Origin of the sequence: Roseomonas sp. CCTCC AB2023176 (assembly GCF_042259275.1) — a bacterium.
Taxonomy (GTDB): Bacteria; Pseudomonadota; Alphaproteobacteria; order Acetobacterales; family Acetobacteraceae; genus Roseomonas.
The window spans coordinates 4,578,425-4,592,758 of record NZ_CP170086.1; the positions used below are offsets into that span (position 1 = coordinate 4,578,425).

Annotated in this window: 13 protein-coding genes and 2 pseudogenes; 5 read left to right on the top strand and 10 right to left on the bottom strand. The window is 72.2% G+C overall.

Annotation, left to right across the window (positions count from 1 at the left end):
- Positions 1-26: 26 nt before the first annotated feature.
- The 3 genes from ACE7GA_RS22920 to ACE7GA_RS22930 are packed head-to-tail and all read right to left on the bottom strand — an operon-like array spanning position 27 to position 2,652.
- Entirely contained in the window at positions 27-737 is a 711-nt protein-coding gene (locus tag ACE7GA_RS22920; RefSeq protein ID WP_376100488.1) for an alpha/beta fold hydrolase, read from the bottom strand.
- A 37-nt stretch (positions 738-774) separates the two neighbouring features.
- Complete coding sequence (locus ACE7GA_RS22925) at positions 775-1,635, bottom strand: DMT family transporter (protein ID WP_376092077.1); 861 nt, start codon at positions 1,633-1,635, stop codon at positions 775-777.
- 9 nt (positions 1,636-1,644) lie between these two features.
- The gene (locus ACE7GA_RS22930) at positions 1,645-2,652 is read right to left on the bottom strand and encodes an NAD(P)H-quinone oxidoreductase (protein WP_376092080.1); all 1,008 of its coding nucleotides are present in this window, start codon (positions 2,650-2,652) and stop codon (positions 1,645-1,647) included.
- Positions 2,653-2,836: 184 nt separating this feature from the next.
- Between ACE7GA_RS22930 and ACE7GA_RS22935 the strand changes: the two genes are divergently transcribed.
- Together ACE7GA_RS22935 and ACE7GA_RS22940 are read left to right on the top strand one after the other, a co-directional pair.
- The gene (locus tag ACE7GA_RS22935) at positions 2,837-4,057 is read left to right on the top strand and encodes an ABC transporter substrate-binding protein (protein ID WP_376092083.1); all 1,221 of its coding nucleotides are present in this window, start codon (positions 2,837-2,839) and stop codon (positions 4,055-4,057) included.
- Between the two features lie 10 nt (positions 4,058-4,067).
- A complete protein-coding gene (locus tag ACE7GA_RS22940; RefSeq protein WP_376092086.1) occupies positions 4,068-5,495 on the top strand; it encodes a M20 family metallopeptidase in 1,428 nt (475 codons plus the stop codon).
- Between the two features lie 10 nt (positions 5,496-5,505).
- Here ACE7GA_RS22940 and ACE7GA_RS22945 read toward each other — a convergent pair.
- Positions 5,506-5,997: pseudogene (locus ACE7GA_RS22945) on the bottom strand (LysR substrate-binding domain-containing protein); the annotation flags it as partial.
- A gap of 32 nt (positions 5,998-6,029) precedes the next feature.
- Positions 6,030-6,410: pseudogene (locus ACE7GA_RS22950) on the bottom strand (LysR family transcriptional regulator); the annotation flags it as partial.
- Between the two features lie 113 nt (positions 6,411-6,523).
- Here ACE7GA_RS22950 and ACE7GA_RS22955 point away from each other — a divergent pair.
- Together ACE7GA_RS22955 and ACE7GA_RS22960 are read left to right on the top strand one after the other, a co-directional pair.
- Positions 6,524-7,207, top strand: coding sequence for a glutathione S-transferase family protein (locus ACE7GA_RS22955; protein ID WP_376092089.1), 684 nt, complete (start codon positions 6,524-6,526; stop codon positions 7,205-7,207).
- Between the two features lie 14 nt (positions 7,208-7,221).
- Positions 7,222-7,638 (top strand): hypothetical protein, encoded by a 417-nt coding sequence (locus ACE7GA_RS22960; RefSeq protein ID WP_376092092.1) that lies wholly within the window; start codon positions 7,222-7,224, stop codon positions 7,636-7,638.
- Between the two features lie 10 nt (positions 7,639-7,648).
- Here ACE7GA_RS22960 and ACE7GA_RS22965 read toward each other — a convergent pair whose 3' ends face one another.
- The 3 genes from ACE7GA_RS22965 to ACE7GA_RS22975 all read right to left on the bottom strand — a co-directional run bounded on the left by ACE7GA_RS22965 (position 7,649) and on the right by ACE7GA_RS22975 (position 11,047).
- A complete protein-coding gene (locus ACE7GA_RS22965; RefSeq protein WP_376092095.1) occupies positions 7,649-8,629 on the bottom strand; it encodes a Bug family tripartite tricarboxylate transporter substrate binding protein in 981 nt (326 codons plus the stop codon).
- A 214-nt stretch (positions 8,630-8,843) separates the two neighbouring features.
- Positions 8,844-9,824 carry a tripartite tricarboxylate transporter substrate binding protein gene (locus ACE7GA_RS22970; RefSeq protein WP_376092098.1) on the bottom strand — a complete coding sequence of 327 codons (981 nt, stop codon included), beginning with the start codon at positions 9,822-9,824 and terminating at the stop codon, positions 8,844-8,846.
- A gap of 41 nt (positions 9,825-9,865) precedes the next feature.
- Complete coding sequence (locus ACE7GA_RS22975; protein ID WP_376092101.1) at positions 9,866-11,047, bottom strand: diaminopropionate ammonia-lyase; 1,182 nt, start codon at positions 11,045-11,047, stop codon at positions 9,866-9,868.
- A gap of 270 nt (positions 11,048-11,317) precedes the next feature.
- Here ACE7GA_RS22975 and denD point away from each other — a divergent pair, with 270 nt between their 5' ends.
- Positions 11,318-12,349, top strand: a complete 1,032-nt coding sequence (denD, locus tag ACE7GA_RS22980) for a D-erythronate dehydrogenase (protein ID WP_376092104.1) — start codon at positions 11,318-11,320, stop codon at positions 12,347-12,349.
- 1 nt (position 12,350) lies between these two features.
- On the opposite strand, the gene ACE7GA_RS22985 is transcribed toward denD, so the two are convergent.
- Both ACE7GA_RS22985 and ACE7GA_RS22990 read right to left on the bottom strand, forming a co-directional pair.
- The gene (locus ACE7GA_RS22985; protein ID WP_376092107.1) at positions 12,351-13,076 is read right to left on the bottom strand and encodes a metallophosphoesterase family protein; all 726 of its coding nucleotides are present in this window, start codon (positions 13,074-13,076) and stop codon (positions 12,351-12,353) included.
- Entirely contained in the window at positions 13,073-14,263 is a 1,191-nt protein-coding gene (locus tag ACE7GA_RS22990; protein ID WP_376092110.1) for a M20 family metallopeptidase, read from the bottom strand. The genes ACE7GA_RS22985 and ACE7GA_RS22990 overlap by 4 nt, the downstream gene beginning before the upstream one ends.
- Positions 14,264-14,334 lie beyond the last annotated feature (71 nt).

A 14,334-nucleotide genomic window follows, 5' to 3' on the forward strand; every position in this document is an offset into this window, starting at 1 on the left:
CGCGCGGCGCGGCGCCGCAAGCGCGTTCAGCCGTTCAGGAACCCCCGCACGACCTCGACGAACGCTGCGGGCTGGTCGGCATGGACCCAGTGCCCCGCATCCCGGATCGTGGTGAACCGCGCGTTCGGGAAAAGCGCGCGGCAGGCCTCCCGATGCTCGTGCCCGACGTATTCCGACCGGTCACCGCAGACAAAGAGTGTTCGCCCCTCGTAGCGCGGCGCGCGGTTCAGGTCCCAGCCCTGGATCGCCGGCATCGCCACCGCGACTTCTGCCAGCCCCAGACGCCAAGACCCATCGGACAGCCGGTTCGACAGCAGGAAGGCCCGGATGGAGGGCTTCTCGACCGCCTCCGCAAGCACCGCATCCGCCTCCGCCCGCGTCGCGCCCGACGGCACCCGCAACATCGCCTCCGCATAGGCCCCGAGGGTCGGTGGATAGGCGACCGGCGCGATGTCCGCGACGACCAGCCGCGACACGACTTCTGGCCGCGTCAGCGCCAGCGCCATCGCGACCTTCCCGCCCATCGAATGCCCCAGCACGTCCGCGGCGCCGATCCCGCGTGCGGCGAGCGTCTCCGCCACGTCGGCCGCCATCGCCGGATAGTCCATCCGCGCATCGTGCGGAGAGGAACCGTGGTTCCGCAGGTCCAGCGCGATCACTCGCCGCTCCGCCGCCAGCGCCTTCTGGATCGCGCCGAAGTTCCGCGCCTGCCCGAACAGCCCGTGCAGCAGGACCAGCGGCCGCTCCCCTCCCCCGCCTCGATCGCGTGCAGGATCATCCGCGTACCGCCGCCACCATGCTCGCCGCGATCAACGCGCCGCCGAGCCAGAGGTCCCAGCCCAGCGGCTCCGCCAGCCACAGCGTACCCAGCGCGACGCCGAGGATCGGCACGAAGAGGAACCCGACCGAGGCCACCGTGCTCGGCAGCCGCCTCCCCGCCTCGATGACCGACCAGGTGCCGAGCGGCGCCGCGATGAGCCCGATGAACAGGGCATGTGGCATGGAGGACCAGCCGATTCCGCCGGCCGGCTCCCGCACCATCGCCAGCGGAATCAGGATGAGCAGCGCCCCCAGCCCGAAGGAGAAGGGCAGCAGCTCCACCATCGGCTTGCCTGGCGGAAAGCGCCGGACGACGACGATGGCGACGCTCCAGGCCAGCGCCGCGGCGAGGAGGTAGAGGTGCGCCAGCACCACCTCCCCCCGCGACCAGTCCACCGACCAGGGACCGACGAGAACCAGCGCCCCGGCCATCCCGAACGCCGCCGACAGCCAGCGCATCGCCGACACGCGCTCCCCCAGGAACGCCACCGATAGCGGGACGAGGAAGGGGATCGTCACGTTCGACAGGATCGCCGTCCGCCCCGCCGGCAGCAGCGCGATGCCGAGGTGGCTCAGCGCGAAGAACCCGCCGAGTTGCAGGGTCGCGAGCGCGACGATCGCCGGCCAATCGGCCCGCCCGGGCATCGCCAGCCGCCGCGCCAGCGCCATGACGAAGGCCAGCGCCAACGCCGCGAAACCCGCGCGCGCGGACGCGAACCACAGTGGCGTCGCGTCGCGCAGCGCGTCCTTCGTGATCGGCCAGGCCCCGCCGAACAGGACGACCGCGATCGCCAGCAGCCGGAGGTCGCGATGCAACAGGCTCCGCTACTCCGACACCGTCAGCACGATCTTGCCGATATGTGCGCTGCTCTCCATCAACTGGTGCGCCTCCGCCGCCTGTGCCAAGGGAAAGGTCGCGTGGATCCGCGGCCCCGCGCGCCCCGCGGAAAGGATCGGCCAGACCCGCTCCTCCAGCGCCGCGGCGATCGCGCCCTTCTCCGCCGTCGTGCGCGGCCGCATGGTGCTGCCGGTCACCGACAGCCGCTTCAGCATGATGGGGCGCAGATCCACCTCGTCAGCCCGGTCGCCGCCGAGGAAGGCGATGAGGACGAGCCGCCCGTCCATCGCGAGCACGCGCAGGTTCCGCCCGAAATACGGCGCCCCGACCATGTCGAGCACCACGTCCACCCCGCGCCCGCCCGTCGCGCGCCGCGCCTCCTCGACGAAGTCCTGCGCCTTGTAGTCGAACGCCTCCTCCGCCCCGAACACGCGGCAGGCCGCGACCTTCTCCGCGCTGCCGGCGGTCGCGAGGACCCGCGCCCCGAATTCCTTGGCCAGCTGGATCGCCGTGGACCCGATGCCCGAGGTCCCGCCATGCACCAGCACCGCCTCCCCTGCGGCCAGCCGCCCGTGGCCGAACAGGTTGGCCCAGACCGTGAAGTACGTCTCGGGCAGCGCCGCCGCGCGCACCGCGTCGTAGCCCGTGGGCCAGGGAAGGCACTGCGCCTCCGGCGCCACGGCGAATTCCGCGTAGCCTCCGCCATTCGTCAGCGCGCAGACCCGGTCGCCGGCGGCGTACCGCGTCGCGCCCTCGCCCACCGCGACGACCTCGCCCGCGACCTCCAGCCCGATGACCGAGCTCGCATCCTTCGGCGGCGGGTACTTTCCCAGCCGCTGCTGCACGTCGGGCCGGTTTACGCCGGCCGCCATCACGCGGATCAGCAACTCGCCGGCGCGGGGCTCCGGCACCGGCCCGACCTCCGGCACCAGAACCTCGGGACCGCCGCCCGCGCCGTGGGTGATCCGGGTCATCGTCTTCTCGGGCAAGGCCACCTCCGTCGCGACCTAGGCCGCACGGGCCGCAAACTCGGCGCGGGTCATGGGGGCGTCAAGCCGAGGCCCGCAGCGTCGCACATCACGGGAATGCAACGCGCCGCGGACAAGAGCTGCCTTGCGCCGTCTCACGGATCGGAACACTTTCCCCGCGGCCCAGGAGAGTGAGGAGGAGATCGCGCCCGTGCGCCCGACCCTGCCACGCCGCCTCCTGCTCTCCGCCGCGGTCGGCACTGCCACGGCCGCCGTGGCGCAGACCCCGCCTTCCCAGTCGAACGAACTCCGCGTCGGCGCTGTCTTCCCCCTCTCCGGTCCGCTCGCGCTGCTCGGCGACAGATCCTTCCGCGGCGTCGAGCTCGCCGTGGAGGAACGCAACGCCGCCGGCGGCCTGCTGAGCCGCCCGATCCGCCTGCTGCGCGGCGACGCGCCGGAAGCCGCAGCCGCCGTCGCCGAAACGCGCCGCCTGATGGGCACGGAGCGCGTTGCCTTCCTCTTCGGCACCTACGGCTCCAGCCTGGCTTTCGCCGCGACCCAGGCCGCCGAACTTCAGGGCACCCCCTATTTCGAACTCGGCGCCATCGCCGACAACGTGACGGAACGCGGCTTCCGCAACGTGTACCGCTTCTGCCCCCGCGCCAGCGACTTCGCCCGCGTCACCGTCGAAGCGGTGGAGAGCGTGTTGACGCCGCTGCTTGGCCAGCCCGCCCCTCGCGTCGGCCTGCTGCACGAAGACGGCCTCTACGGCACCGCCGTCTCCGCCTTCCAGGCCGATCGCCTGCGCGAGCGCGGCCTCGCGCTGGCTGAACGCGTCGGCTACCCGACGCGCAGCACCGACCTCACCGGCGCAATCGGTCGCCTCCGTGCCTCCGGCGCCGACGTGGTGCTGCACACCGCCTACCAGAACGACGCCACGCTTTTCTTCCGCACGCTACGCGAGACGGGCTGGGCGCCCAGGATGATCATCGGCGCCGGCGCCGGCTACTCGCTGACCGAAACCGCCCGCACCGTCGGCCGCGCCTTCGAGGGCGTGATGAACGTGGACTTCACCCCCTTTGAGATCGCCGAGCGCGCCGCCCCCGGCGCCGCCCTCTTCGCCGAGGCCTATCGCCGCCAGTACGGCAGCGACCCGCGATCCGGCCATTCCCTCGTCAACTACGCCGGTGCGCGCGTCTTCCTCGATGCCGTGCAGCGTGCCGGCGCGCCCGACAAGGACCGGATCCGCGCCGCCGTCCTCGCGACCGACATTCCGGAAGCCGCAACCCCCGCCGGCTGGGGCGCCCGCTTCGACGAACGGGGCCAGAACCTGCGCGCCCAGCCCTGGCTCATGCAGTGGCAGGCCGGCAAGCTCGTGACGATCCATCCGGAGGGCGCGGCCGTCGCCCGCCCCCGCCCCACCATCGGCTGAAGGAACGACCATGCGGAACGAGGAACAGGTCTGGCGCGCCGTGGATGAGCGCCGTGACGACTACGCCGCCTTTTCCGACCGCGTCTGGGACATGCCGGAGATCGCCTACACCGAAGCCCGATCCGCCGCCGAGCACGTGACGATGCTGGAGAAGGAGGGCGCCCGCATCACCACCGGCCTCGCCGGCATCCCGACCGCCGTGATGGGCGAATGGGGCGAGGACGGCCCCGTCATCGCCATCCTCGGCGAATACGACGCCCTCCCTGGCCTTTCCAACGAGGCGGGCGTCGCGGAACACCGCCCCATCCCTGGCGACGGCCACGGCCATGCCTGCGGTCACAACCTCCTCGGCGCCGCGTCGCTGCTCGCGGCAGCCGCGGTGAAGGACTGGCTTGCCGCGAACGGCATGAAGGGCCGGGTCCGCTACTACGGCTGCCCCGCCGAGGAAGGCGGCGCCGCCAAGGGCTTCATGGCCCGCGACGGCATCTTCTCCGACGTCGACATCGCGATCTCCTGGCACCCCGCGTCCTTCTCCGGCGTGAACGAGGCGGTGTCGCTCGCGAACACCCGCATCGACTTCATCTTCCACGGCCGTTCGTCCCACGCCGCCGCCGCGCCGGAACTCGGCCGCTCCGCGCTCGACGCCGTCGAACTCATGAACGTCGGCGTTAACTATATGCGCGAGCACATGCCGGACCACGCGCGCATCCACTATGCGATGATCGACGGCGGCGGGATCGCGCCGAACGTCGTGCAGTCCCGCGCCAAGGTCCGCTATCTCATCCGCGCAAAGGACCTGCCCGAACTGAACCAACTCGTCGGCCGCGTCCGCAAGATCGCCGACGGCGCCGCGCTGATGACCGAGACGACCGTCGAGACCCAGGTCGTCTCCGCCGTCTCCAACCTCCTCGGCAACTCGCCGCTGGAGCGCGCGATGTACGACAACTTCCTCCGCCTCGGCCCACCGCAGTTCGACGACGCGGACCGCGACTTCGCCGCGAAGATCCAGGCGACGCTGTCGGAGCAGGACATCGCCGCGGCGCACCGCCGCCACGGGCTGAAGGTCGAGCCGGGCAAGGTCCTCTGCGACATCGTCGTCCCGCTGGAGAACCGCGGCACCGGCGGCGTTGGCTCGACCGACGTCGGCGACGTCTCCTGGACCGTCCCCACCGTCCAGGCCCGCGGCGCCACCTGCGCGATCGGCACGCCCTTCCATTCCTGGCAGCTGACGGCGCAAGGCAAGTCGCCCGCCGCGCATAAGGGCATGCTGCACGTCGCGAAGGTCATGGCCGGCACCGCCGTGGACGCGATCCGCGACCCCGAACTGATCCGTCGCGCGAAGGAGGAGTTCCGGGAGAGGACGGGTGGCAAGCCCTACCAGTCCCCCCTTCCCGCCAACGCGAAGCCGCCGATCGAGGCGATGGGGCGCGGCATCTGACGCAAGGCCATCAGCCCTGCACCGCCTCCTTCGGGCGGTGCAGGCCGGAGGCGAAGTAACCGCCGAGGTAGTCCAGCACCGCCCGCACCGCCGGGACGTTCCGCCGTCGCTCGTGGGTCAGCAGCCAGACCTCGTAGGGCGGGTCGGTCACGATCCCGAAGCACCGCACCAGTTCCGGATCGTCGGACGCGACGAAATCCGGCAGCAGCCCGACGCCGAGCCCGTTGCGGATCGCCGCGAACATCCCGATGACGGTGCTGGGGCGCAGGGCGATGGAGCCCGGGGGCACGTGGGCCAGCGCCCATTCCACGACCGGCCCGCCGTAAGCGCCTTCATCCGCGCCGACGAAGGCATGTGCCGCCAGGTCCTGCGCCGTCGCCGGCGCGCCATGCGCGGCGGCGTAGCCGCGGCTGCAATACACGGCCCAGGTCTCCGCGGCGATCCTGCGGCCGACCAGGTCCCCCTGCTCCGGCCGCCGGGCCGCGCGCAGCGCGACATCGGCTTCCCCGCCCCGAGGTCCAGGTGCCGGTCGCTCGTCACGATCTCCAGTCGGATCCCCGGATAGGCCGCGCGGAAGTCGCGCATGGCGGCCATCAGGAAGGCCGTCGCGAACAGTTCGTTCGTCGTCAGCCGCACCGTCCCGGTCAGCCCTCGCGCCAGGGCCGAAGCGCGGCTGGCAAACAGTCGGGCTGCGGCCTCGACGCCCTGCGCGCTCTCCACCAGCTCGGACCCCGCCTCGGTCAACGCGTAGCCGGCCGGGCGCTTTTCGAAGAGCGTGAGGCCCAGTGCCTCCTCCAGCGCGGCGATACGGCGGGACACCGTGCTCTGGCTGACCGAAAGGTGGCGGCTCGCCGCCAGCGTGGTGCCCGTGCGGGCCACCGCCAGGAAGGTGCGCAGGTCGTTCCAGTTGAACATCGCAGGGATTCTGCATTTTCGCAGAACCCCTCCGCAACCTCGGGGTTGGTCACCGGCGCACGGTCCCGGCTAACCCCGCCTCAAGGCCAGCACACGGCCGGAGGGAACCCGTCATGAAGCTCTACCACGACCCCATCTCGACCTCCTCACGGAGCGTCACCTTCTTCCTCCACGATGCCACCATCGCCTTCGAGGAGGAGGTCGTCAGCATCCACGCCGGCGACCAGCACGCCCCGGCCTTCACGCGCCTCAACCCCAATGCCCAGGTCCCGGTGCTCGAGGACGGCACCTTCCGCCTGACCCAGAGCACGGCGATCCTGCGCTACCTCGGCACGACCCACGCGCCGGCAACCTATCCGGCCGACCCACGCGCGCGCGCCCGGGTGGACGAGGCGATGGACTGGTTCGGCACGGGCTTTCACCTCGGCTACTGCGCCTTCCTCGCCTATCGCGGCATGCTCCCGGCCCTGCGCGCGATGAACCCCGCGACGCATGCGGACCTCGAGCGTCTGGGCCAGGATCTCTCCGCCAAGTACCTCGCTGTGCTCGACCGCCACATGTTGGCGGACGGCGCCTTTGTCTGCGGTCACGCCGTGACGGTCGCCGACTACCTCGGCTTCTCCTACGTGACCCTCGGCGAACTCGGCGCCTTCGACCTGTCGCCCTATCCGCGCGTCCAGGCCTGGGTCGCCCGCATGAAGGAGCGCCCGGGTTACGACGCCGCCTATGCGGGCTGGCGCGGCTACGTCGGCGCCGCCCGCGCCGCAGCACGCCCCGCGCTGACCGAAGCAGCGTGAGGGAGGGCCGACCGATGCGCCGGTACGACCTTCCCTTCCTGCTCCTCGCTGCGACGACGCTGCTCGTCGGCGTCTGCATGGGCATCTGGATGGGGCTGACGCACGACTTCACCCTCGCCCCGGCGCACGCGCACCTGAACCTGCTGGGCTGGACGTCGCTCGCCCTCTTCGGGCTGACCTACCGTGTGTACCCCGTCCTCTCCGCCTCGCGCCTGGCGTCCGTCCACTTCGCGACCGCGGCCACGGGGGCGGTGTGCTTTCCCGTCGGCATCGCGCTGTCCGTCACCGGCGTGACGATGCACGTGGCCGTGGTCGGTGCCCTGCTGTGGCTCGCGGCCGTCATCCTGTTCCTCGCCGGACTGATCCGCCTCGCCCGCGCCGGCAGCACCGCGACCGATTTCGCGCCAGGGGCGCGGTTCGCGCGCCCCTGACGCCCGGCGATCAGTCCGCGCGGATGCCTGCCGCGCGGATGATCGGCTCCCACTTGCCCAACTCGCCCTCGAGGAAGGTGCGCGCCGTCTCCGGCGTCGTGTCGGACCGCGTTTCCATCGTGAGGTCGGAGAGCCGCTGCTTCACGCTCTCCATCGCCATCACGCGGTTCACCGCCGCGTTCACCGCAGTCACGATCGGCGTTGGCGTGCCGGTCGGGGCGAAGATCATGTGCCACGTATAGGCTTCGTAGTCCGCGACGCCGCCCTCCTGGAAGGTCGGGACGTTCGGCACCTGCGCCAGGCGGCGGCTCGCCGACACGGCCAGCCCCTTCACCTCCCCACGCTGGACGAAGGGCAGCGCGGAATTCGCGACGTCCAGCATCATCGCGAGCGTGCCGTTCAGCAGGTCCGGCATCGCCTGAGCCGAGCCGCGATAGGGCACGTGGTTCGCGCGAAGCCCGCCCGCCTGCCGCAGGTACAGTTCCATCGCCAGGTGCAGCGCCGCTCCATTGCCCGAGGAGCCGTAGTCGTACTTCCCCGGGTTCTGCCGCAGCAGGTTCGTCAGGTCCTGCAGCGAGTTCACCGGCAGGTCCTTGTTCACCATCATCAGCATCGGGATGACGCCGGCCAGGACCACCGGCTGGAAGTCCGCCACCGGATCGAAGGGAAGCCGGTTGAACATCGCCCGCAGCGCCGAATGAGCGATGGTCGTGTAGAGCAGCGTGCCCCCGTCCTTCGGCGCCTTCGCGACGAGGTCGGAGCCGACGATGACGCCGGCGCCCGTACGGTTCTCCACGATGACGCGCTGCGGCAGGATCTTCGACAGCTCGTCCGCGATCAGGCGTGCCGGGACATCCGTCGGCCCGCCCGCCGCGAACGGAACGACGAGGCGCACGGGCTGGCTCGGCCAGGTGCCCTGCGCCCGCAGGATGCCCGGGGCGGCGAGCGGGGCGGCCGATAGCGCGGCGAGCAGGGGACGGCGAAGGATCATCGGGGCGGCAACTCCGTGGCGTCTGGCCGGGTCAGGGGGCTTGCTCCCCATAACCCCGCGCTCGGCCAAGAAAGGGTTAGCGGGGCGCGTTCGGGCCGCCGGAAGGACGGCCCGGACTCGCGGTGGCGCCAGAAGGATCGGCGCCCTCTCCTTGTCAACGCGCAGCCCCCGCCCTTCGCTTCACGCCCCGGCCGGGCCGGGCGCGCGCTCCGCGTCACTCCGGCCGGATGTTGGCGGCGCGGACGATCGGCTCCCACTTCGCGATCTCGGCGTCGAGGAAGGCCTTGGCCGTCTCCGGCGTCGTGTCGGAACGGGTGTCCATCGTGAGGTCGGTGAGGCGCCGCTTCACGCCCTCCATCGCCATCACGCGGTTCACGGCGGCGTTGCAGGCCTGCACGATCGGCGCGGGCGTGCCGGCGGGGGCGAAGAACATGTGCCAGGTATAGGCCTCGTAGTCCGGCACTCCCGCCTCGATGAAGGTCGGCAGGTCCGGGGCGATGGGGGAACGCTGGCGCGTGCTGATCGCCAGCGCCCGCATGTCGCCGCGCTGGATGTAGGGGATAGCGCCGGCCGCGACGTCGAGGATCATCGGCACCCGGCCAGAGAGCACGTCCGGCATCGCGGCCGCCGAGCCCCGGTACGGCACGTGGTTCACCCGCAGCCCGCCGGCGCGGTTCAGGAAGAGTTCGCTCGCCAGATGGACCGCCCCGCCATTGCCGGAGGACGCATAGTCGTACTTCCCCGGATTCTCCCGGAGCATCCGGACGAGGTCCCCGAGGCTGCGCACCGGCAGGTCCTTGTTGACCATCAGGATCATCGGCACCTGTCCCGCCAGCGCGATCGGCGTGAAGTCGCCGACGGGGTCGAAGGGCAGCCGCGCGAAGAGGACCCGCGTCACCGCGTGGGCGATCGTCGAGTAGAGCAACGTGAGCCCATCCTTCGGGGCCTTGGCCACGAGGTCGGTTCCGACGACCACGCCGGAGCCCGTGCGGTTCTCGACGATGACGCGGTTGGGCAGGATCTTCGACAGTTCCTCCGCGATCAGGCGGGCCGGAATGTCGGTCGGGCCGCCGGCCGCGAAGGGCACGACGAGGCGGACGGGTTGGCTCGGCCAGGCCTCCTGGGCGCGGAGGACGGCAGGGGCGGCGACGGGCGCGGCGGCGAGGCCGGCGAGCAAGGGTCGGCGAAGGATCATCGGACGTCTCCCGGATTTTGTCGTTGTCTTGGGAGAAGGGATTACGGGGCCTCCATGTCAACGGGGCCGACCTTCACGAGGCGGTCGTAGAGGTCGGGATCCGTCGCGCCCTCCGTCGAGAGGAGAAGGACGCGGCTCTCAGGGCCGAGGGCGAGGGCAGCCCTCGCCGCTTCGTCCCGTGCGACGAGGGTGAGGGCGGCGAGGCCGGCGGCCCCGCTCTCGCCGGAGACCACGGGCGGGTCGTGCCGCGCGAGCCGGCGCATGGCGGCGATGGCGGCCTCGTCCGCGATCGCGGCGAAGGCGAAGGCGGCGCGTTCCAGTTCCTGCCAGGCGAGGAGGGATGGCTCCCCGCAGGCAAGGCCGGCCATCAGCGTGTCGAGGCCACCGGCGACGACGGTCGGGGCGCCGGCCTCGGCGCTGGCTAGGAGGCAGGCCGCGCGGTCGGGTTCGACGACGACCAGGCGGACGGTACGGCCGTAGCGGGCGCGGAGGGCGACGGAGACCGCGGCCGCCACGCCGCCGACGCCAGCCTGGATGAAGCAATGGGTCGGCGGGGCGCGGAGCGCGTCAAGCGCTTCCTCGGCCATCAGGCGGTAGCCCTGCATGACGTCGCGCGGGACTTCGGTGTAGCCGGGCCAGGACGTGTCGGAGACGACGTGCCAGCCCTGCTCCTCGGCGACGCGAGCGCAGGCGCGGACGCTGTCGTCGTAGTTGCCGGGAACCTCCCGGACCTCGGCGCCGAAGCGGGCCATGGCGTCGCGGCGGCCCTGCGTGACGCCGGGATGGACGAAGATGACGCAGCGCGCGCCGAAGCGGCCCGCACCCCAGGCGACCGAGCGGCCGTGGTTGCCGTCGGTGGCGCAGGTCACGGTGATCGCGCGGGTGGTCTCGGCGTGGCGCCCGGACTCCAGGTCGGCCGCGGTGGCGGCGCGGGCGATGCCGAGGCGGGCGAGTTCGGCGGCGATGACGCGGGCCACGGCGTAGGCACCGCCGAGCGCCTTGAAGGAGCCCAGCCCGAAGCGCAGCGACTCGTCCTTGAGGTGAACGGCGCCGAGACCGAGGGCGGCGGCGATGTCGGGGAGATCGTGCAGCGGGGTCGGGGTGTAGCCGGGCCAGGCGGTGATGGCCTCGCGTGCCCGGCGGTAACCGCCTTCGGGCAGCACGACGATGCCGGGTGTGCCGTGGCGGGGGTTCGGGAGGAGGCGGAAGGGCGGCTGGCTCATCGCGCCCTCCCCGCGAGACTGGGTCGGTTGGGCGGGTGCGGGCGGCGGACGCCGGCCGGGCCAAGCTGGCACCGGCGCGCTCGTGCATCGCCCGAGCGGCGGACCGGATCCTGGCCCCTGGTCGGGGCGGCAGCCCGGCCGATCGGGTGGCCGGCCCTGCGCGCGGCGACGGCCTGGCGGACAAGATAACGGGCGCCGCGGGCGTCGCGCGTGCGGCGGAGCGCGTCATGCGCTGGGCTCACGTCGGCGGGTACGGGCCGCAGGCGGGCTGTGGCCTGGAAGGCGGGCGCGGCGGGGGGCATGGTGGCGGGGGTGCGGGAGGGCGCGATGAAGGTGACGATCCTCGGCGGGGGCGGGTTCCTCGGCCGGAAACTGGCGGCGCGGCTTGCGGCGGATGGAGCGCTGGGCGGCAAGCCGGTGGAGGAGTTGACGCTGTTCGATCTCTCGCCGCCGGCGGCGCCGGAGGGCGCGGGGTTCCCGGTGCGGTGCGTCGGCGGGGACGTGTCGGACGCCTCTGCGATGAGCGAGGCGGTGCCGGAGAAGACGTCGGTGGTGTTCCACCTGGCGGCCGTGGTGTCGGCAGCGGCGGAGGCGGATTTCGACCTGGGGATGCGGGTGAACCTGGACGGGACGCGGGCGCTGGTGGAGCGGTGCCGGGCGCTCCCGGCGGCGCCCCGGGTGGTGTTCACGTCCTCCGTCGCGTCCTTCTCCGGCGGGCAGGAGGCGGTGCTGGCAGATGACGCGCGGCAGGTGCCGGCGAATTCGTACGGCGCGCAGAAGGCGATGGGTGAGATGCTGCTGGCGGACGCGACGCGGAAGGGGTTCCTGGATGCGGTGTGCATCCGGCTGCCGACGGTGATCGTGCGTCCGGGGCGGCCGAACAAGGCGGCGTCCTCCTTCGTGTCGGCGATCCTGCGGGAGCCGCTGCTGGGGCTGGAGACGACGTATCCGGTGGGCGAGGAGTTCGGGGTCTGGGTGTGCTCGCCGCGGGTCGCGGTCGAGTGGTTCGTGCATGCGGCGACGATGGAAACGGCGGCGCTGGGGCTGGATCGCGGGGTCAATCCGCCGGGACGGCGGGTGACGGTCGCGGAGATGCTCGCGGCGCTGCCGGGGAACGCGCGGGGCCTGGTGCGGCCGCAGCCCGACCCGGCGATCGAGGCGATCGTGTCGGGGTGGCCGGCGGCCTTCACGGCGGAGCGGGCGCGGCGACTGGGATTTTCGGAGACGCCGGGGCTGGACGTGATCCTGCGCGGGTTCGTGGAAGATGACCTGGAAGCGACGCGGGCCGAGCGGGCGGCGTAGGTCATGCGGTGAGGAAGGACACGCGACCGTCCTCCAGCACGGCGCAGGTGAGCGGGCCGCCGGACCAGGCGGCGGTGTCGAGGCCCAGGCGGTTGGGGCGGAGCTGCGGCTCGGGGAAGGCGGTGTGGCCGTGGATGACGCCGAAGCCGTGGTCGCGCTCGTCGTGCAGGAAGGTGCCGCGGATGCCCAGGAGGTCGTCGGGGTCCTGACGTTCCAGCGGCACGCCGGGGCGGATGCCGGCGTGGACGAAGAGGGTGTCGCCGAGGCGGTGGGTGAGCGGGAGCGCGCGCAGGAAGGTCAGGTGCGCGGCGGGGATGCGGGCGGGCCACGTGTCGGGCGCGGCGTCGTCGGGGATGGCGTAGGAGCGGAGGGTGGTTCGGCCGCCCCATGCGAGAAAGTCCATCAGGGCGGCGCCTTCGCCGGCGATGCTGTCGAGCAGGAGTTGTTCGTGGTTGCCGCGCAGCGCGATTTGCTTCAGGCCGTGGCGGGGGGTGAGGAGGACGTCGATCGCGGCGGCGGGATCCTCACCCTTGTCGATGTAGTCGCCGAGGTGGATGACGACCGCGTCCGGCGTGGGGCGGGCGGTCGCGTCCTCGGAGATCATGGCGTGCAGGGTGCGGAGGCGGGTCGCGCAGCCGTGGACGTCGCCGATCGCGTAGGCGCGGAGGCCCGGCGGCAGGCGGCCGGGGGCTTGCTGCCAGTGCAGGGTGGTGGTGGCTGCGCTCACAGGCCGGACTGGTCGAGGCGGAGGATGGCGCGGGCCATGGCCTGGGCGCGCGGGACCATCGTGGCGACGTCCAGGTATTCCTCCGGCGAGTGCGCCTTCCCGCCGACGGGACCGACGGCGCAGATCGTGGGGGCGCCGACGGCGGCGGTGAAGCCGCTGTCGGCGCAGCCGCCGGCGAACTCGCCGGTGACCGTCAGGCCGCTGTCGGCGGCGGCGGCGACGTAGGCTTCGAAGAGCTTGGCGGATGACGGCGACTGCGTGAGGGGGAGGAACTCGCCGCGGATGGTCATCGCGGCGCGTGTGCCGGGGACGAAGGATTTTCCGACGATCTCGTGGATCTTGCCCATGATCTCGTCGCGGTCTTCCGGCGTGACGTAGCGGAAATCGATCTGCATCTGGCCGGACGGGGCGACGGTGTTGACGCTCTGGCCGCCGGAGACGAGGCCGACGTTGAGGGTGATGCCGCGGGAGAGGTCGGTCAGCGCGTGCACCGCGACGATCTTCTGGGCGAGTTCGCCGATGGCGCTGATGCCCGCTTCAAAGTTGCCGCCGGAATGGGCGGCGCGTCCCTCGATCTCGACGACCATGAAGACGCCGCCCTTGCGGCCCGTGACGACGGCCCCGCTCGGGCGGCCGGGTTCCGAGTTGAATACGACGCGGGCGCGGCGGGCTTCCGCCTCGATCACGGGGCGGCCTTCGGGGGAGCCGATCTCCTCGTCGCCGGTGAAGAGGCCGACGAGGGGGCCGGGGGCGCCGCCGTGCTTCGCGAAGGCGGCGAGGATGAACATGTTCAGGACGAGGCCGGCCTTCATGTCGCAGACGCCGGGGCCGCTGGCGATGCCGTCCTTGATGGTGAAGGGACGTCGGTCCGGTTCGCCCTTGGGGAAGACCGTGTCGCGATGGCCCATGAGGACGATGTTCTGGCGGTTGTTGCCGCTGTTGGCGGTGGGGTCGCCGCCTTCGACGGTGGCGCGGAGGCAGTCGCCGAAGCGGTCGCCGGGGATGGTCTCCACGGGGATGCCGTGGCGGGTCATGAATTCGCGGACCTGGGCGCCGACCTTGTCCACGCCTTCCTTGTCGTAGGAGCCGCCGTCGGTGTTCACCATGCGCTCCAGCTCCGCGAGCATCGCGTCGTGCTGGGTGGCGAGCCAGGCGGTGATGGCGGCTTCGGGGCCCTGGGCGGTCATTCGGCGTGGTCCTTCCTGCGCGAGGTGGAAGGGGTCCCGCAGGGTGGGGTGGGCGTCAAGGCGTAGCGGGC